The organism is Amycolatopsis oliviviridis (assembly GCF_014654365.1).
GTDB lineage: Bacteria > Actinomycetota > Actinomycetes > Mycobacteriales > Pseudonocardiaceae > Amycolatopsis > Amycolatopsis oliviviridis.
The window spans coordinates 248079-266024 of sequence record NZ_BNAY01000007.1; the positions used below are offsets into that span (position 1 = coordinate 248079).

Annotated in this window: 15 protein-coding genes and 1 tRNA gene; 7 read left to right on the plus strand and 9 right to left on the minus strand. The window is 69.2% G+C overall.

Annotated features, from left to right (window positions below):
• The first annotated feature begins 28 nt into the window (after positions 1 to 28).
• Positions 29 to 625 carry an ECF RNA polymerase sigma factor SigK gene (sigK, locus tag IE302_RS29115; RefSeq protein WP_191257620.1) on the plus strand — a complete coding sequence of 199 codons (597 nt, stop codon included), beginning with the start codon at positions 29 to 31 and terminating at the stop codon, positions 623 to 625.
• Positions 622 to 1344 carry an anti-sigma factor gene (locus IE302_RS29120; RefSeq protein ID WP_191257621.1) on the plus strand — a complete coding sequence of 241 codons (723 nt, stop codon included), beginning with the start codon at positions 622 to 624 and terminating at the stop codon, positions 1342 to 1344. Before sigK ends, IE302_RS29120 begins: the two co-directional genes overlap by 4 nt.
• Here IE302_RS29120 and IE302_RS29125 read toward each other — a convergent pair.
• From IE302_RS29125 to IE302_RS29155, 7 genes are all read right to left on the minus strand, one after another.
• Complete coding sequence (locus IE302_RS29125) at positions 1341 to 2288, minus strand: SDR family NAD(P)-dependent oxidoreductase (protein WP_191257622.1); 948 nt, start codon at positions 2286 to 2288, stop codon at positions 1341 to 1343. The genes IE302_RS29120 and IE302_RS29125 overlap by 4 nt on opposite strands.
• Positions 2289 to 2299: 11 nt before the next feature.
• Entirely contained in the window at positions 2300 to 2743 is a 444-nt protein-coding gene (locus tag IE302_RS29130) for an ATP-binding protein (protein WP_191257623.1), read from the minus strand.
• Between the two features lie 69 nt (positions 2744 to 2812).
• A complete protein-coding gene (gene amaP / locus IE302_RS29135) occupies positions 2813 to 3379 on the minus strand; it encodes an alkaline shock response membrane anchor protein AmaP (RefSeq protein ID WP_191257624.1) in 567 nt (188 codons plus the stop codon).
• Positions 3376 to 3903, minus strand: coding sequence for a DUF6286 domain-containing protein (locus IE302_RS29140; RefSeq protein WP_191257625.1), 528 nt, complete (start codon positions 3901 to 3903; stop codon positions 3376 to 3378). Before IE302_RS29140 ends, amaP begins: the two co-directional genes overlap by 4 nt.
• A complete protein-coding gene (locus IE302_RS29145; protein ID WP_191257626.1) occupies positions 3900 to 4286 on the minus strand; it encodes an Asp23/Gls24 family envelope stress response protein in 387 nt (128 codons plus the stop codon). The genes IE302_RS29140 and IE302_RS29145 overlap by 4 nt, the downstream gene beginning before the upstream one ends.
• 5 nt (positions 4287 to 4291) lie before the next feature.
• The gene (locus tag IE302_RS29150; protein WP_005154991.1) at positions 4292 to 4468 is read right to left on the minus strand and encodes a hypothetical protein; all 177 of its coding nucleotides are present in this window, start codon (positions 4466 to 4468) and stop codon (positions 4292 to 4294) included.
• Positions 4469 to 4509: 41 nt separating this feature from the next.
• A complete protein-coding gene (locus tag IE302_RS29155; protein WP_191257627.1) occupies positions 4510 to 4980 on the minus strand; it encodes an Asp23/Gls24 family envelope stress response protein in 471 nt (156 codons plus the stop codon).
• Between the two features lie 210 nt (positions 4981 to 5190).
• Between IE302_RS29155 and IE302_RS29160 the strand changes: the two genes are divergently transcribed.
• Positions 5191 to 6408, plus strand: coding sequence for an alkaline phosphatase (locus tag IE302_RS29160; RefSeq protein ID WP_191257628.1), 1218 nt, complete (start codon positions 5191 to 5193; stop codon positions 6406 to 6408).
• A 55-nt stretch (positions 6409 to 6463) separates the two neighbouring features.
• On the opposite strand, the gene IE302_RS29165 is transcribed toward IE302_RS29160, so the two are convergent.
• A complete protein-coding gene (locus tag IE302_RS29165) occupies positions 6464 to 7075 on the minus strand; it encodes an ANTAR domain-containing response regulator (RefSeq protein WP_005157321.1) in 612 nt (203 codons plus the stop codon).
• A 174-nt stretch (positions 7076 to 7249) separates the two neighbouring features.
• On the opposite strand from IE302_RS29165, the gene IE302_RS29170 reads away from it, so the two are divergent.
• Positions 7250 to 7326 (plus strand) — tRNA-Leu (locus tag IE302_RS29170).
• A 195-nt stretch (positions 7327 to 7521) separates the two neighbouring features.
• Here IE302_RS29170 and IE302_RS29175 read toward each other — a convergent pair.
• Positions 7522 to 7887: a hypothetical protein gene (locus tag IE302_RS29175; protein ID WP_191257629.1), complete on the minus strand. Its 366-nt coding sequence runs from the start codon at positions 7885 to 7887 to the stop codon at positions 7522 to 7524.
• A 745-nt stretch (positions 7888 to 8632) separates the two neighbouring features.
• Between IE302_RS29175 and IE302_RS29180 the strand changes: the two genes are divergently transcribed.
• Genes IE302_RS29180 through IE302_RS29190 form a run of 3 tightly spaced genes read left to right on the plus strand, consistent with a single transcriptional unit; the run spans position 8633 to position 17941 of the window.
• On the plus strand, positions 8633 to 9892 hold the full coding sequence (locus IE302_RS29180; protein WP_191257630.1) for an acyltransferase domain-containing protein: 1260 nt from the start codon (positions 8633 to 8635) through the stop codon (positions 9890 to 9892).
• A gap of 5 nt (positions 9893 to 9897) precedes the next feature.
• On the plus strand, positions 9898 to 12870 hold the full coding sequence (locus tag IE302_RS29185) for an SDR family oxidoreductase (RefSeq protein ID WP_191257631.1): 2973 nt from the start codon (positions 9898 to 9900) through the stop codon (positions 12868 to 12870).
• Positions 12871 to 12892: 22 nt separating this feature from the next.
• Positions 12893 to 17941: an SDR family oxidoreductase gene (locus IE302_RS29190; RefSeq protein ID WP_191257632.1), complete on the plus strand. Its 5049-nt coding sequence runs from the start codon at positions 12893 to 12895 to the stop codon at positions 17939 to 17941.
• The last annotated feature ends 5 nt before the right edge of the window (positions 17942 to 17946 follow it).

A 17946-nucleotide genomic window follows, 5' to 3' on the forward strand; every position in this document is an offset into this window, starting at 1 on the left:
GGGCGTCGGGTGAGGTGGAGGCAGCTTGATGGTCGAGGGTGTGCGGACGAGTCCGCGCGGAAGCGGTGGCATCGGCACGGGGTCCGCCGAGGCGAGCCTGATGCAACGAGTCGCGGCCGGTGACGAACAGGCGTTCGCCGACCTGTACGACGTCGTGGCAGGACCGGTCTGGGGAGTGGTGAACAGGGTCGTTCGCAACGGCACGTTCGCCGAGGAGGTGACCCAGGAAGTCCTGGTGGAGGTGTGGCGGACGGCGGCGCGGTTCAAACCGGGCAAGGGGAGCACGCTGGCCTGGGTGCTCACCATCGCGCACCGGCGGGCCGTGGACCGGGTGCGTTCGCATCAGGCCGCGCTCGACCGGGACGACCGCGCGGGCAGGCTCGACTTCCGTCGCCCGTTCGACGAGGTCGCCGAATCGACGATCACCAACCTGGAACAGCAGCGCGTGCGCCAGTGCCTGTCCGCGCTGACCGACCTGCAACGGGAATCGGTGGTGCTGGCCTATTACAACGGCTACACCTACCCGGAAGTCGCGGAAGTGCTGAAGACCGCGCCCGGCACGGTGAAGACCCGCATCCGCGACGGCCTGATCCGGCTGCGTGACTGCTTGGGGGTGGGGCAATGACCGCGGAACTGCACACATTGACCGGGGCTTACGCCCTGAACGCCGTCCCTGAGGAAGAGGCCGAGGCGTTCAAGAAGCATCTGCGCGGCTGCCCCGCGTGCGCCCAGGAGGTCCAGGAGCTGCAGGAGACCGCGGCGCGGCTGGGGACGGCGCTCGCCGCCGTTCCGCCGCCGAGGCTGCGGGAAGCGACGCTCACGCAGGTCGCCCAGACCCGCCAGTGGCCCCCGCTGGTCGCGGCCGTCCGGCGAACCCGGCCGGCGAAGAAGCCACCTCTGCGGATCGTCTTGTGGGGTGCCGGGGCGGCCGCCGCAGCGGCGCTGGTGTTCGGCCTGGTCACCGCGAACACCGAACTGGGGACCGACCCGGCGCAGCAGCAACTCGCCTCGGTGAATTCAGTGCTCACCGCACCCGACGCCTCGACGGCCAAGGGCGCCAAGCCCGGGACGACCACGGTCGTGACCTCGCGGAGCCAGGGCAAGATCGTCGTGATGGCGGGTGAGCTGCCGCCGTTGGCGCCCGGCAAGGCGTATCAGGTCTGGCTCATCGGAAAGAGCGGCGTCCATTCCGCCGGGCTGCTGGCCGACGACGGTCCACATCGGACTCGCCCGGTCCTCGCGGACCTGCCGGGCGGGATCGACCGGATCGGCATCACCGCTGAACCCGCCGGGGGCTCACCCGCCCCCACCGTCCCGGCGGTCGTCATGGTGAATCTCGCCTAGGACACGGACCAGATACTGGTCAGCCGCTCGCAGGATTGCCAGAGTTCCTGGCGCTGCGCGGCGGTTTCCCGGGTCTTGCCGAGGTAATGCGTCGGCCGCTGGACGCGGTCGTGCCAGAACATCCCGTTGTACCGGGCGGGTTCCTCGGCCGCGGCGAGCCAGACGAAGGTGTCGGCGCCCTGCTCGGCGTTCCGCAGGATCGGCCGGGTCAGTTTCTGGAACGTCGGCAAGGAGGTCGCGACCCCGGGGGTGTCGGCCCAGCCGGGGTGGGCGCTGTGCACGGTGATCCCCGAGCCGTCCAGCTCGTCCGCCCAGAGCTCGGCGAGCACCACCTGCATGCGTTTGGTGCGCGCGTAGCCGGCGGCGGGCTTGTACTCGCCCTGGTGGTACTGGAGGTCGTCGGTGCGCAGCGGCTGGCTGTACATGCCGCCGGAGCTGACCCAGATCACCCGCGCCCCGTCGGCGAATTTCGGCCGGAGCGACGCGGTGAGCAGATGTGGTCCGAGCACGTGTGTCGCCAGCATGACCTCGTTGCCCTCGGCCGTTTCCGAACGCTCGGCGGGCATCACGCCGGCGTTGTGCACGAGGACGTCGACCTCGCCGTCGAGGTCTTTCGCATAGTCGCGCACGGAAGACATCAGGCTGACGTCGCACCGGTCGACGACGATCCGCGCGCCGGGCACGGCACGCTCGATCTCGGCGCGGGCGGCGTCACCGTCGCCGCGGACCGCCATCCGCACGGTCGCCCCCAGCTTCGCCAGCCCGATGGCGGTCGCCTTGCCCAGGCCCGCCTTCGCGCCGGTCACCACCGCGACCTTGCCCGCGAGCGCGTCCGGCGCGGGGTCTTCGGGCCACCACCGGCGTCGCAGGAAGTGCCCGACACTGCTGTAACCGAGCAGGGTCCGGTCGAGCACGGTGTCGGCGGCCCGGGTCACGGTGGACATGCGAATGCTCCTCAACGTTCGTAGTAAAGCTGCGCGGGAACCAGTGCCCACACCGTTTTCCCGGTCCGCTCTTCGCGGAAACCCCAATCGAGGGTCAGCTGATGGATCAGCCGGAGTCCGTGATGCGCGCTTCCGGATGAGGATCGCAAGGCTTCCAGGTCGGGGTCGTCATCGGAGACTTCGACCATGAAGCTGCGGACGCGCCGGTTGACGCGCAGCTCGCCAGGTCCGCCGGTGTGCCGGTACGCGTTGCTCACCAGTTCGTCGACCACCAGCAGCAGGGCACCGAGCGGCTCGTCCTCGCCGCGGCCGAAGCCGAGCTGGTCGGCGACGATGGAGCGGATATCCCGTAGTTCGGGGAGTTCTCGCAGGTCGAGCGTGACTTCCGCGGCGCCGGCGACGCGGCGGCACAGTCGGTCGAGTTCCGCTTCCAGCTCCGCTTGGCCACCGCTCACCGCGCCCAGCTCCCCTCACCGATACACCTCTCACGAGGCGTTCGGAGCCGGCGGGCCCGCGGACGGGTGCTAAGTGATGCGGGGACCGGCCTTGGCGGAGAAGCGGAACTCGATGGTCATCGGCAGCTCGTCGAGGTCCAGTGCCTGACGCAGTCGCGGCAGCCCGTCCTCGGTGATCCGCTCGCGGATGGCGGCCAGGTCGCCGTCCTGCGCGGCGCTCAGCACCACGGCCAGCACCGGCGCGTCCTGGGTGCCGCCCAGCGTGGCATGCGCGGCGTGGACGCCGGGGTAGGTCGCGACCTCCGCGACGAAAGGTTCCACCGCGGTGCTCGCGGCCAGCGCGGTCTGGCCGGTGTCCTGGTCGAAGCGCCAGGTGCGGGACCTGGGTTTGCGGGCGGGCTGCGCGATGAGCCAGCGCAGCGTCAGCAGGCCGAGGACGACCGCGCCCCCGGCGACGGCGTACCAGACCCAGCCGGGCGGCAGGGCCGTTCCGGGTACGAGCGTGGTGCCGCGAGCGAGCAGGGGGATCTTGCCGAAATGGGTGCCGACGGCGAAGAGGCCACCGGCGAGCAGCACGAGCCCGGTCAGGATCAGGAGGGTGCGGTTCAGCCGGGCGGGACGGTTGAGGTCGGTCATGACGCGCTCCTCGTGGCCTTGACCCGGACCCGCACGGCGGGGACGGTGGCGGGGCCGATCTGGGAGAGTCGGTGCTCGATGGCGGCGCGGACGGCGTCGGCGAGCCCCGCGGTGTTCGTCCGCCCGGTGGTCACCACCGAGACGATCGCGCGTCGCTTGAGCTTCAGCTTCGCCGCCGAGACGCCGTCCACAGTGGACGCGGCGGTGCGCAGGGTCGAGCGGTAGCTCCGCCGGGAGGCGCCGGAATCCGGGCCGCCGTCGAGCGGCAGCACGGTCGGCCTCCCCGGGACGATCGCGCTCACCAGGAGCAGCAGGCCGATCAGCGCGACCCCGCCACCGGCGATCGCCGGGAGTGGATCACTCCATCGGGTGCCGTGCAGTGCGGACGCGACGGCGTCGTAGCTGATCCACGGCTTCTCCCCGATGATCGTCTGGACCGCGACGGCGGCGGCGAGGACACAGCCGGCGAGCACCACGAGGGCGACGAGCACGGCCGGGACACTGCGGCGAGGACGTCGTTTCATCGGACCCTCCTCGTTTCGGCCTCCGCGGAGTGCAGGGCCGTGACGGTGATGTCGACCCGTGTGATCGTCAGGCCCGAGAGTTCCCCGACGCGGCGGAGCAGGTGCTCTCGCGCGGTTTCGGTGGTGGCGCGGACCGAAAGCGGATATTTCACCGAGAGCCGGACATCCAGCGTGGCCGTCGAGCCGGTGACGTTCGCGCTCACCTTGGCGCCCTGGCCGAGGTCCTCGCCGCCGACCGCGATCCCGAGCACCCGGGAGGCCGCGCCGCCGATGCCGTCGAGTTCGGTGATCGCCTGCGCGGCGATCCGCTCGACGGCACCGCCGGCCACGGTCAGCCCGCCGCGCCCGTCCGTGTCCGGCGCGGCGGCGGTCATCGTCGTCATGGCGGTCAGCCCCTGTCGCGGCCGGCCAGGGCCGAAAGGTCGAGCTTGCCGTCGAGGAACCGGCCGACCAGCAGGCCTAGGACGGCGAGGACGAGTACGACGAGGAAGGCTCCGAAGCCGCCGAACGCGCCGGCCACGCCGAGCACGAGACCGGTCAACAGGCCGAGATGGGTGGCGTTCATGAACGTTCTCCTTGCTGTCGGGCGCGGGCCGGCGCCGATGGTCACTGGACGCGGCCGGACTCGGTGTGCTCGTCGGCGTCGTCGTCGCCCGGGATGTGGACGTCGGACACGTTGATGTTGACCTCGACGACCTCGAGCCCGGTCATCTGCTCGACCGCGCCGATCACGTTGCGGCGCACCGATTTGGCGAGATCCGCGATCGCGACGCCGTATTCGACGACGATCTGCAGGTCGACCGCGGCCTGGCGCTCGCCGACCTCGACGGAGACGCCCTGCCCGGCGGACGCGGTGGCGCCCGGGATGCGCTCGCGCAGCGCGTTGAAGGCGCGCACGGCACCGCCGCCGAGGGCGTGGACGCCGGTGATCTCGCGGGTCGCGAGGCCCGCGACCTTCTGCACGACGGTGTCGGCGATCGTGGTGACGCCCTGGGTGGAGGCCAGCGCGCTGTTCTCGGCGGGGGCGGGGGCGGCGGAGTTCGAGTTCGGCTTGGCGGTGGTGGCGGTGTTCGTCATCGCAATCTCCTCGGTTCGGATTCCGTTGCCTGTCGCGGAAGTTCGCGGTGTCCCGGTTCGCTTCCACACTCCATAGACCCAGCCGGGAGAAGATCGTCACGACCCGATCGTGTGGTCTGGATCTCATCGCCCGTGGGTATCCCTGTCGGGCTTGTCTGGTGTTCGCGTGGGTTCTCTGTTAGGAAAGGTTCCTAACTAATGGGAGGCGATGTGCGCGGACGCGGTCTGGCGGTGGCGACGGTTCTGGTGGTCCTCTGTGGTGGTTCGGCCGCCGTCGCGGAGACGACGACGGCGGGGTCCGGGGCGCGGACGGCGCGCAACATCATCTACATCCAGGGCGACGGCCTCGGTCTCGGCCAGCGCGACCTGCTCCGGCTGGCGCTCAAGGGCAAACGCGGCGAACTGGCGATGGACGGGCTCGCGGCCACCGGTCTCGTGCGGACGTCGTCCGACGACGAGGACGAGATCGTCACCGATTCGGCCGCGGCGGCCACCGCGCTGGCGACCGGGCACAAGACGCGTAACGGCGCGGTCGGGGTGGACGTCCACGGGCGTCTGCTGGAAACGATCCTCGAACGGGCGAAGCGGGCGGGGAAATCGACCGGGCTGGTCACCACCGCGCAGGTGACGGGCGCCTCGCCCGCGGCCTTCGCCGCGCACGTGCCCAGCCGGGATTCGCAGAGCGACATCGCGAAGCAGTACATCGAGAACAGCCGTCCGGACGTGCTGCTCGGCGGCGGTGAGGACTGGTGGTACCCGAAGGGGAATCCCGGGCTCTGGCCGGACAAGCCGGGGGAGGAGAGCCGCAGCCCGTACGGCAATCTGGTCGAACGCGCGCAGCGGACGGGCTACACCTACGTGCGTGACGGAGACGAGCTGCGGACCACGCGGGCGAACCGGATCCTCGGCCTGTTCGCGAACGAGGACATGGTCGACTACGGCCCGGACGGCGTCGGGAAGTACGCGCCGCGAGTGCCGCTCCAGCAGATGGCGCGCAAGGCGCTGGATACGCTGTCCAAGAATCCGCGCGGATTCTTCCTCTTCTTGGAGGAAGAGGGGACCGACGGGATGTCGCACGAGAACAACGCGCACGGCGTGATCGACGCCGGCCGCGCGCTCGACGCCACGGTCGCCGAGGTCCTGCGGTTCGTCCGCGCGCACCCCGACACGCTGGTGATCATCGGCGGCGACCACGAGACCGGCGGACTGAGCATCGAGAACTACGACGCCGACGACACCGACCCTGAGCAGGACGGTCCGTTCGATGTACCGGGTTCGAAGCTTCGGTTCACTGTGGACTGGACGACCCACGACCACACCGGCGCCGACACCCCGGTCACCGCCGAAGGCCCCGGCTCCGCCCGGCTGGGCGGCACGGTCGAGAACACCGACGTCTACTGGGTGATGCGGACGGCCAGCGGCCTGTAAAGAAAAAGGCCGCCTCACCTCCGGCGACGGAGGTGAGGCGGCCTTTCCGGCTTCGTCAGCCGATACTCTCGACGACGGCCTCCGCCACGGCCTTCATCGTGGTCCGGCGGTCCATCGCGGTGCGCTGTATCCAACGGAAAGCGTCCGGCTCGGTGAGCCCCTGACGGCTCATCAGCAGGCCCTTGGCGCGGTCGATGACCTTCCGCGTCTCGAGCCGGTCCGTGAGGCCCGCGACCTCGGACTCGAGGGCCTGGAGCTCGGCGAACCGGCTCACGGCCAGCTCGATGGCGGGCACCAGGTCGCGCTTGGCGAAAGGCTTGACCAGGTACGCCATCGTTCCCGCGTCCCTGGCCCGCTCGACGAGGTCGCGCTGGCTGAACGCGGTCAGGATGACGACCGGCGCGATCCGGTCGCCGGTGATCTTGGAAGCGGCCTCGATCCCGTCGAGCTTGGGCATCTTGACGTCGAGAATCACCAGGTCGGGCTTCAATTCGGTGGCAAGGTTGATGGCCTGTTCGCCATCCCCGGCCTCACCGACAACCTCGTAGCCCTCTTCGCGGAGCATCTCGACGAGGTCCAGACGGATGAGGGCCTCGTCTTCGGCCACGAGCACCCGCCGCTGGGGTGCGGCGACGGCACCGTTGGCCTCGGCAGCCTGCTCGGTCACCGGGGTCCTCCTGAAGGTCGTCGGGCAATTCGGCTCGCGGACTGTCCGCGAACCTGAAGCCTACCGGGAACGATCCAGTCGGCGAGATGGCGTTCACCACGTCAGACGGTCGTCACACTCCCGGGCCCGGCGAAAGGCGCACTCCCGGGATCCCGTAAAGTTCACCCCCGTACCGCCCCCGTAGCCCAACTGGCAGAGGCAACGGATTCAAAACCCGTCCAGTGTGAGTTCGAATCTCACCGGGGGCACCAACAGCAACCCCACAAGCCGACCAGGCGCGCTGCGCCGGGAGGCATGCCGGGAGCTTGATCGTGATTGTCGCATGGTCGCCGTCGTCGTGGACCACGATGGCGAGCTGAACGGATTCGAACAGGGCACGTAGATACGGTTCTGGCGCCTTTGCGAGGTTGATCGCCAGGTAGGGAAGTGCGTCGATCGGGGGCAGTTCATCTGACGTCATCCCTTGGGAGAGTCAGATCCGCCTCGTCCAGGTCGGCGATCTTCGCCTGGAGTTGCTTCTCATCGCCGCCTAGTTCGGCGAGTTGTCGCTTGATTCGGGCTCGTTCTTCCTCGCGCTCGGATGTGGCGTGGTCGTCGGCGTCTGCCAGGTCTGCTTCGAGGATCGAACGACGTTCAGGGCCGAACACGCGGTCGGCGAAGAGCAGAAACGACAAGTCGTCGGGCGTGGGCTCCTGAAGCCCACGCAAGCCGCAAAGGCGATCCAGGAACAGATCCCGTTCTGTTTCACCAGGGCCCTCTTCACCGCTGCATGGAAGAAGCTCGGCGTGCGCCCTCCTGTCGGCGACCCTCATCCGGCTACACCCAGGCATACATTGCCAAGCTCGTCCGCGACTGTGGCACCGAAGCCGGTTTCCGGAGTCTGCTCGAGACAGCTCCCAGAGACAAGGAGACCGGACAGTGGGTCGGCCCTCCTCCACCGAACGCAACACCACCATGGAAGCGGCCGGAACCGCCCACGGCGCGCTCGGCCTGAAGTAGACAGCTGGCTGCGTGAGAACGAAGCCGCTGAGTGTCGGCTGGAGCAGTTGTGGCCTGAGCGATGCGGTTCGTCGTCGTCGGATGCTGCCGTAGACGAGGTTGTTCAGGGCGAGTAGACGGTCCGCCAGCGGTACTCGCGCTACGCCATCGCGAGCAGCTCCGTCTTCGGCGCGCGGGTACGCACGTTGCGAGGCGTTCTTCGCGGGCACTGTCGGGTTCAACGGCGCGACCTTCTCTGGCACCATCGATTTCGATGAGGTGACTTTCACTGGCAAAGTTTCGGGAAGATGGTCGTGCGGAACGTCTGAAGGCGCGGCCTGCCGGCACTCGCCGGCGCGGGCGCGCAAGGCATCGCGTGGAGTCGCTCAGTTCGTCAAGGAACCTCAGTCTAAAGTGGATTAATTCCAGTTTTCTCAGTGACGAAAGGGCGGTCCGGAGCCGTGATCGGGCAATTCTAATCGTCGGCCAGGGTGCGCTCCTATACCGTCCCGAACATCGAAGACCTCGCGCTTTTCTGCTGCGACAGCGCAGAATTCGGACGAAAGGGTGTTTCGGACGATGAACCTCGGACAGGCTGAAGTCGGATTGATTCCCGGCCAAGGGGCCTACCGCCCCGGTGCGCTAGCCGGCCTCTGGGCGCAGGGTGACGAGCCGGTACACGAGGTATTCGAAACGCTCGACGAGGTCCATCGATCCCGCACCGGCCGCACGGTCAGTTCGGTGGTGTTTACTCCTGAGGCGCCTTCGATCGAGGAAATGCTCACCCGGCACCCTGACGAACTCCAGTTGACCATCTTCGGTGTCTCAGTCGCCGCGCACCGGATGCTCGTTGTCCGCGGCACGGTTCCGGATTTGCTGGTCGGACACAGTTTCGGTGAGATCGCAGCCCTGGTGGCGGCCGGAGCGTACTCGGTGGCCGACGGTGCCTCGATCGTCTGCGATCGCAACGAGGTCCTGCGCGCACACGCCTCCGAAGGGGGATTGCTGGCACTGCGCTGTGGCCGGTCGAGGGCCGAACTCCTGCTCGCGCTCGCGGACCTGCCGGGGCTGACTCTCGCGGTGGACAACGCTGCGGAGCAGACTGTGCTCTCCGGTCCTTCCACACAACTGGCGACGGCAGGTGCGGTGGCGGAAGCGCTCGGAATCGGTGTTGGAGAAGTGTCCTCCCCCTATGGGTTCCACAACCACGCACTTGTACCGGCGGGACGGGCGCTGGCCGCGAAAGTCGCCGAGTACAAGACAGAAACGTTCGACACCCCGGTCCATTCCCCGATTCTCGGTCGCCGGTACCGGGACGGCGATGACCTGGCGACTTTGCTGGGCCTCCATTTGTCCCATCCGGTTCTGTTCCGGGAAACCCTGTCGGAACTCTATTCTGCGGGAAGGCGGTCCTTTGTGGAGCTGGGCGCGGGTGAAACCCTCAGCAAGCTGGTCCGCGTGGCTTTCCCGCTAGCTTCGGCGGTGAGCGGCCTGGCGGAGACGGGGCGCCCCGCTCCGATCTCTCAGCCTCGGCAAGCGGACCCGGCTCCAGCGTCGACCCAGGTGGTGCCGGAGCCGGAACCTGGTGCGGCTCTGAGCCGTCAAGAAGTCCTTTCCCGGCTTCAGGAACTGTATGCCGAAGCGCTGGAGTACCCGGTCGAGGTCCTGGCGGAGGACGCGGCCCTGGAAGCGGACCTCGGAGTCGACTCGATGCGCCAGACGGAGTTGCTGACCAAGGCGAGGCGGATCTTCGATCTGCCCTCGCCCGAGCCGGGGTTCCGTAGTACCGACCTCGACACGCTCGCCAAGGTCACCGACTACGTGACCAACAGCAGGTGAGTCCTGTGGAACAGGAACTGAGGGGTCACGTGGCACTGGTGACCGGCGGCGCGGGTGGGGTCGGTTCCGCGGTCGTGGAACTGCTGGCCCGACGCGGGGCGGTGGTCTATCTCAACTGCTTCCACTCCTTCCGACGCGGGAAGGAGATCGCCGGGCGGCTGACGGCCGAAGGGCTGGACGTCCGGCTCGCGCGCGGTTCGGTGGCCAAGGACGAGCACGTCGGGCAGATCGTGGATGAGATCGGGGAGGCCGAAGGGCGCCTCGACATCCTGGTCAACAACGCCGCTCTCGGGATCTTCGGCACCGCCTCGGGGATCAGCGAAGACGACCTCGACCGCGCTCTGGCGATGAACGTCAAGGCCCCGTTGCGCTGCGTGCAGCGGGCTCGCTCGCTGCTGACCGCGAGCGGGCGGGCCAGTGTGGTCAACGTGTCGTCGGTGGGTGCCCGCTCGGTGTTGCGGGACTATCTCGCCATCGGAGTGACCAAGGCCGCGCTCGAGGCGATGACCCGCTATCTTGCGGTGGAACTGGGGCCGGCCGGGATCCGGGTCAACACCGCCTCCGGCGGGCTCTTGGACACCGCGGGCGGGCGGATGTTCCCGGGTTTCCAGGACTTCGCCTCGATGATGCGGGCGCGGACGCCACTGGGCGGCAGGCTGGGTGAGGTCGACGAGTTCGCCGAACTGATCGCCTTCCTCGCGTCGCCCCGGTCGCGCTGGATCACCGGACAGACGGTCAGTGCCGACGGCGGCGTCGACCTGATGTGTGGGGATCTACCCGAGAATCTCCGGGCGGCCAAGGAACCTTCGTTGCCGGCTGTGGAGGCTGCCGTGCCTCCCGAGACATCGGAGCCTGAAGCGAGCACAGACGACCCGGTCGTCGTGGTGGGGATGGGGATGGCCGTGCCCGGGGCATCGAGCCCGGACGAGTTTTGGGACGTACTGGTCGGCGGGCCGAAGCTGTTCACGGAGGCCACTTCCGATCGCTGGGTGACCGGCGCGTTCAGCCCGGACCGCAACGACGTGCCGGACAAGGGCTCCCAGCCGGTCGCCGGGCTCATCACCGATTTCCGTCCCGATCCCCGACTCGCTGCCGAAGCACCGGATGTCACTGCCACCGACTACAGCACCCTCTGGTTGCGGCACAGCCTGTACCAGGCGCTGGAGAACACCAGCGTCGGCACGAGCGACCGCGTCGCGTTCTGTGTCGGGCTCACAGCCGATGGCAGCCAGCACCTGTCCGAGACGCAGGTGGTGACCGCGGTGCGGGAGGCACTCGGCGGGCCGCACGCACAAGGCCTGACCGACGAGGAAAGAGCTCGGGTGGAGCGGGGTGTTCTCGACCGGTTCCGGCATGGCCGCGGTGATGCCAGGCGATCGTTGCCACACGCTATCGCCCGGGAAGCGATCGAAGGAATCCTTCCCGGCGACTCCGCCGTGCACGTGGTGGACACCGCATGTTCGTCGTCGCTGTACGCGCTGGACCGCGGCATCCGGGAACTGAATTCGGGCCGCTGCGACGTCGCCGTTTGCGGGGGCGCGGCGGTCATGCAGGTGACCTACATGGTCGCCTTCGCGAAGATGGGCGGGCTGTCGCCGACCGGCGAGGTCCGTTCGCTGGACGAAGGCGCCAACGGCGTGCTGTTCGCCGATGGAGCGGGATTGGTGGCGCTCAAGAAACTGTCCCGCGCCTTGGCTGACGGTGACACCGTACTCGGCGTCGTCCGTGGTGTCGGTCTCTCCGCTGATGGCAAGGGCAAAGCCATCAACGCACCCGCCACCACGGGGCAGGTCATGGCGGCCCGGCGGGCGCTGGCCAAGGCAGGCACCGGCCCGGACGAGATCGACCTCGTCATCGCGCACGCCACCGGCACCCCCACGGGCGACACCGCTGAACTGCTCGGCATCGCCGAGGTGTACGCGCCCGACCGTCCGGTCACCGTGGTCTCCAACAAGTCCGTCATCGGGCACACCGGCTGGCCCGCCGGTGTGGTGTCGCTGATCCATCTGCTGCTGTGCCTGCGCCACGACAGGATCCCGCCTCAGCACAGGTTCGAACGCCTGCCCGCCCGGGTCTCGGCACATACCTCGATGATCGAGGTGCCGCGCCAGGTCACCGATTGGCGGCGCGAACCCGGCGACAGGGCCAGGACCGGCGCGGTGGCCGCCTTCGGCTTCGGCGGAACGAACGCGACGGCCGTGGTTTCCGAGTACCTCCCTGCGCGATGGCATCCGCGCGCTACCACCCCGGTGTCCACCCGGTCCCGGCCCTTGGCGGTGATCGGCTGGTCGGCCTGCGAGCCGGAGGCCGGCAAGACCTCCTTCGGCGCGGTCTACCCGGTCCACCGGATCGACGGCGTCGCGATGCCACCACCGATGATGCGGCGGATCGACCGTGCACAGCTGATGGCACTGGAGTGCATGTCGAAGCTGCCCGAGCCGGTCCGGGAACTGTGTACGCGGCACCGCGACCACACGGGAGTCCTGTTCGGGGTCATGGGGCAGACCTCTGCGATGCACGGCGCGCAGTTGCGGGTGCATTTCGACGACATCCGTGCCGCGGCAGGTGATACCTCCTCACCCGCGGTGGCGGACTTCCTCGACCGCCTGTGGTCGGAGGTGGACAGCACCTGGCCCGCGATCAGCGCGGACACCCAGCCCGGGGTGATGCCGAACGTGATCGCCTCCCGGATCGCCAACCACTTCGACCTACGGGGCCTGAACCTGGTGGTCGACGCCGGGGAGGCGTCGTTGCTGCGTTCCTTCGAGACCGCCGCTCGGTTCCTCGAAGGCGGCGACCTGGACTTGGCCCTGGTCGGTGCGGTCAGCGCCAACCCGCATCCCGCGTGGATCCGGTCGCTTCGGAACGGATCCTCGGATCAAGCAGGGGAGGCCGAGGGCGCCTACCTCTTCGCCGTCACATCGCCGGAGAAGGCCGAGGAATGGTCTCTTCCCGTGCTCGCTCACCTCGAACCCTGACGCAGACCGCTTGGGAGTTGTCATGAGCAATCCGGACCGGGGTACCCCGCATCTCTATGGCGCGGAGGGAGCGCGCGAGCTGCTCGACGTCCTGACCGGCACGGTTCCCGAGCAGGTCATCAGCCGGGAATCGGCCGGCCGACAGGCTCGCTTGCGGGCCAGTTCGCCGTCGGCACCGGAGACCGTGCTCCAACGGTACGAGCTCTCCTGGCAGCGGGAAGCGGGCGATCCCGAACTGCCGGCCGGACCGCTGTTCCCCGACGGCACGCTGGTGGTCCTCGACGACAACGCCCCGGTGCCGGAGGGCATGCCCGAGGACACGGCCGTCCTCCGGTTCGGCGACACGGGCTGGAGCTTCGGCGACCGGCGCACGGCCGACGGCGAGGAACTGCTCACGATGCTGTCTGAATGGTCCTATCGGCATGTGCGCGTGCTCGCGACCCTCGAGCCGTGGAACCTCGCGCGGAAGTTCGCCCCGGCGGCCGTGCTCCGGCTGCACGATGCCTGTTTCCTGGCTGCCAAGGCCTCCGGAGGACTGGATACCTACGGCATCGCCCTCTCCGGCGGCGCCGACGGGAACGGCGTGGTCCACCCGTACGCGGGCCTGTTCACCGGCCTGGTCAAGGCGATGGAGCTGGAGCCGGTGGTGACCACGGCACGCTTCTGCGTGGTCCTGACCGCCGCGGACGCCGGGGCGGCCACCGCGCAGCTCGCCGATGAGATGCGAGTCCGGCATGCCCTGCCGGGAGTCGTCCTCGGCGGCGGCAAGCGCTGGGTGCGGCGGGCGCGACCCGCCCCGGTACCGCCGGCGCGGGGGGCCGTCCTGGGTGAGGACGCCGTCGTGCTCGGTGCGGGTACGAGCCGGGGTATCGGCATGCTCACCCTGCTCGCCCTGGCCGAGAACTGCCGCCCCGTCATCCACATCCTCGGTACCAACGACCTTTCCACCTACGAGCCCGAGGAACTGGCGGAGGATGACGAAGCGCATCGGCTCCGCCGCCGAGCCGCCCTGGTGGCCGCTGCGCGCGGGGAGAACGGGGGTGTTCCCGCAGTCAATGCCCGGCTGCGAAGGCTCGCTCAAGCACGGGAAGTTCACGCCGCGCTGACGCGCCTGAGCGAGCTCTGTGGCCAGGGCCGGGTGCACTACCACGTCTGCGACACCGGGGATCCGGATCAGGTGCGGCGGGCGGGCGCGGAAGTGCTGGCGGCACAGGACGGGCGGCCCGTCGATCTGCTGCTGAACTTCTCCGGGCTGACCCGCTCGGCCGAGTTACCCGCGAAGTCGCTGGAGAACTTCCGCGTCGTGCGCGACATCAAGGTGAACACGTATCACGCGCTCAAACACGCTTTCGCCGAAAACCCGCCCCGGCGCTGGATCAACGCCGGGTCCCTGGCCGGACTGTTCGGCATCCAGGGTGAAACCGACTATGCCGCAGCCAACGACTTCCTCTACACGGCCGCGGACGTGGCGGAGGGGACTGCCGAGACCACCTTCGGCTGGGGGCTCTGGGATGGTACGACCCGCTCCACCGAACCACTGGTGGCCGAGGTCCTCGACCGTCATCTGTCGAGGATGCCCGCCGAAGAAGGCGTCGCGCACTTCCTCGCCGAACTGAGCAGGCCGGGAGCCGTGCCCACCCTGGCCCACTTCGGCGCGCTGGAACGCCGCATCATGGGCGAGCGGCACCCGCAGCGGGTAGCGGTCTGGACGCCGGGGCCCGAGGAGACCGGATCCGGACCGGAGCCGCCGTTCGACGAGATCGTGGAGCGCGGTCCCCGAAACCTTGTCGCCCAAAGGGAATTCGCTGTCAGCCGCGATGCCTACCTGGAGCACCACCTCGTCGGAGGTCATCCGACCGTACCCGGGATGGTCGCCCTGGAGCTCGCCGCGCAGGCGGCGAAGGCGCTGGTGCCAGGCCGAGTTCCGGTCGGTGTGCGGGACCTCGTGCTCGACCGCTTCATCCGCGTGTTCCGCTCTTCGGCGCGACCTCAGCGGAAGAAGATCGTGGCGGAGATGGAAGAGGACGTGCCGGGTGTATACGGCGAAACCGTGGTGAACGTGCGGATCCTGACCGACGTGGTGGCGCCGGACGGGACGATACTGGCTACGGATCGCGAGCACTGCCGGATGTCGGTGGTGCTGCGTGACCGGCCACTTGAGTGCCCGAGACCCGCGCCGGACCGCCTTCCTCGCGCTGCCGGAGCGCCGGAGCTGGCCAATCCCTATCAGCTGCCCAATCCGTTCGCCGAGTTGTCGGGAGTCTTCGCCGCGAACAAGCTCGTTCAGTCCGGTCCCGAGGGCAAGCTGGCCACGTTGACGCTTGACGGCATCGAGGTGGGCCGCTGGTTCGGGCACGCGGTCCTGCCCGCGGTGGCCTGCGACGCGCTCGCACAGGTCATGGCGACGACCGCCGACGACGGCTGGAGCCCGATCACGGTGCCGCGAACGGTCCGCCGGATCGACTTCTACGGCGGGCTCAACGACGTCGCGCTGGCCGACGGGGAATTGACCCTCAGGGCCACGTCCGGACCGGACGGTGGTGTCTGGGGAGGAGTGTTCACCGCGGACGGGCGGCTCGTGCTGCGAGTGGCCGGCGCGACCGGCGAAGCACTGGGCTACGTACATCAGGAAAGCGGACGGACACGGACGGTCGAGGAACACCGCGGGGAGACCCCCGCGCCCATGACACAGCCTGAGGCGGGGTTGTCGGAGCCCGGTGAGGAGAACGAACCAGCCGTGCGCCCGCACCTGCTCGCCTACGACACGACCGACTTCGCCCGGCCGGTGCAGCGCTGGGTGACCGAGCCCGTGCCGCGTCCCGTGGACCCGATTTCCGGTGCTCTCCGTGGACGCCGGGTGCTCCTGCTGGGAGCGCACGCCGCGACGACCGAGGCGGTGGCGGAGCAGCTCACGGCCGGCGGCGCTCACGTGACCACGGCCGGATCATCGGCGCGCGTGGGCGAATTGTCGGCGGAGGCGGCAGGGTGGGATGTCATCGCCGACCTCACGCTGACCGGCCTGGCGGACTACGAGCTGGGCGACACGGCGTGGCGGGAGGCGTTGCTGACCACCACCGCGGCGTTGCAGGCCGTCTACGACCATTGGCTGGGTTCGGCCGAGGCGGATCGTTTCCAGTACCTGACGGTCGGTCACGGTGACGGCTTGTTCGGCCGGTCCGATGACACCGTGCCCCAGCCCCTGAGCAGTGCTTGGGCGGCGATGGCGAAGAACCTGATGGTCGAGCTGCCGGGACTCAGCACCACGAGCATCGACCTCGACCGCCTCGACGTCGCCGAGATCGCCCGGGTACTCGACGTCGAGGCCGGTCGCCCCGAGGCGCAGGAAGTCGGATACCGCGACGGTGTCCGTCACGTTCAGCGCGTTCTCGTCAGTCCTCTGCCGTCGGACCGGTCGTCGGAGCCAGTGGTTGGTCCGGACGACTGCGTGCTCGTCTCCGGTGGCGGCCGAGGCGTGGGTTTCGCCCTCGCCGAAGAACTCGCCCGGCTCGGCGCGGAGGTGGTGGTGACCGGACGGCGGCCCTTGACCGGGCCCGGCGCGGAGCTGGACGACGTCGACTTCGCCGCCTGGCGCAAGTCACGGTTGCTCGAAGCGGCCGGGGGACCCGGTGGCGTGCGCGAAGGCCGTCGTGCCGTCGAGAACGCTGAGTTCGTGCGCACGGCGGTGGCCAATCTCGCGGCGGCGGCCGGCCGCGGCGTGCGGATTCGCTACGAACCGTGCGATGTCATCGATCGGGACCAGGTCGAACGGCTGGTGGCAGGGCTTGAACGAACTCCGACCGTGCTCGTGCACAACGCCGCCACCTATCGGGGAGTGCGGTTCTCCCGCCTCACGCCGGAGGAGGTCGTGCGTGCGGTCGAGGTGAAGGTCACCGGCTTCGCCACGCTGTTCGCGGCGGTCGCGGCGCGCGCGTCCGAGGACCGGCCGCTGCGCTTCGTCTCGTGCGCGGGGTCCATGTCGGCGAGCGGAGGAATGGTCGGGCACACCGCGTATGCGGCGGGCAGTGGCGCGCTGAGCAGACTCGGACTGTGGGCGGCACGGCGCAGTGGCGTCCCGGTCCACACGATCAGCTGGCCGACCTGGGAACGCATCGGAAACATCGTGCACTACCTCGGCGCGGCCCGATACGGGTCCACAATGGACTCGGCGGACGGGACCGCGCACTGGCTCGCGGAGATGTCAGGGTCGGTCCGGAATCGAGAGCGTGGCGGCGAGTCCGGCTACTTCGGCAGACTCGGGGTGATGACCCGGCCGCACCAACTGCGCGCCTTGGCCTGGCCGGCGGGCAGTCCCGACCGGACCCGGGTGGACACGGGACTGGCGTTCCTCGGTGAGGTCCTCAGATTCGTCGAGCATGAACGCTTCGTCACCCGTCATCGGTGGTCTCCTGCCGAACATCCCCATCTGTGTGAAGCGGGCGGCAAGCTTTCGATACCGATGCTGCTCGAATACGTCCTCGCCGTCGGCGACTGGGTGCGCCCGGAAGGACATCCACGTCAGCATCTGTTTTCCGTGTCCGATGTGGACGTACGGCTCGGCGGATTGTCGGTGGACGAGGGGACACTGGCCTTGGATTTCGACGCCGTCGGCGGATGGACGGACGGGACCTGGCAAGTGCGGGTGACGGTGAACGACGCCCGCGGCGCGGTGGCGAGCGCGGTGCTGGACTACGGCGAGCGTCCGCCCGAACCCGTTTCCGTCGCGGCCGGGCCGTTGACCGACGTGCGGGCCCATGCCGACGAGGACCTGTGGTGTGGAACGCCGACGCCCGCGGCGTGCCTGCCGCATCCGGCGCTGGCCGCGATCCTCACGGCCGCCGCGCCGATGGGGCGTGTACCGGACCGGCTGAAGATCGCCCGGCTCGTCGCCGTTCCGGGATGCCGGGACGTCCGGACCGTCCGCGCCAACGCGTCCTGTGGACTCGCGGCGAAGGACGGACGCGCGATGCTGGAGGTCCACGGGGTCGAGAAGCTGAGTGAACTCCAGGGGCGGGAGGGCCGGTGTGACAGCGGCGTCGGGACTGCTGGGCAGCTTCGTGCGAACGGTGGCTGAGGTGG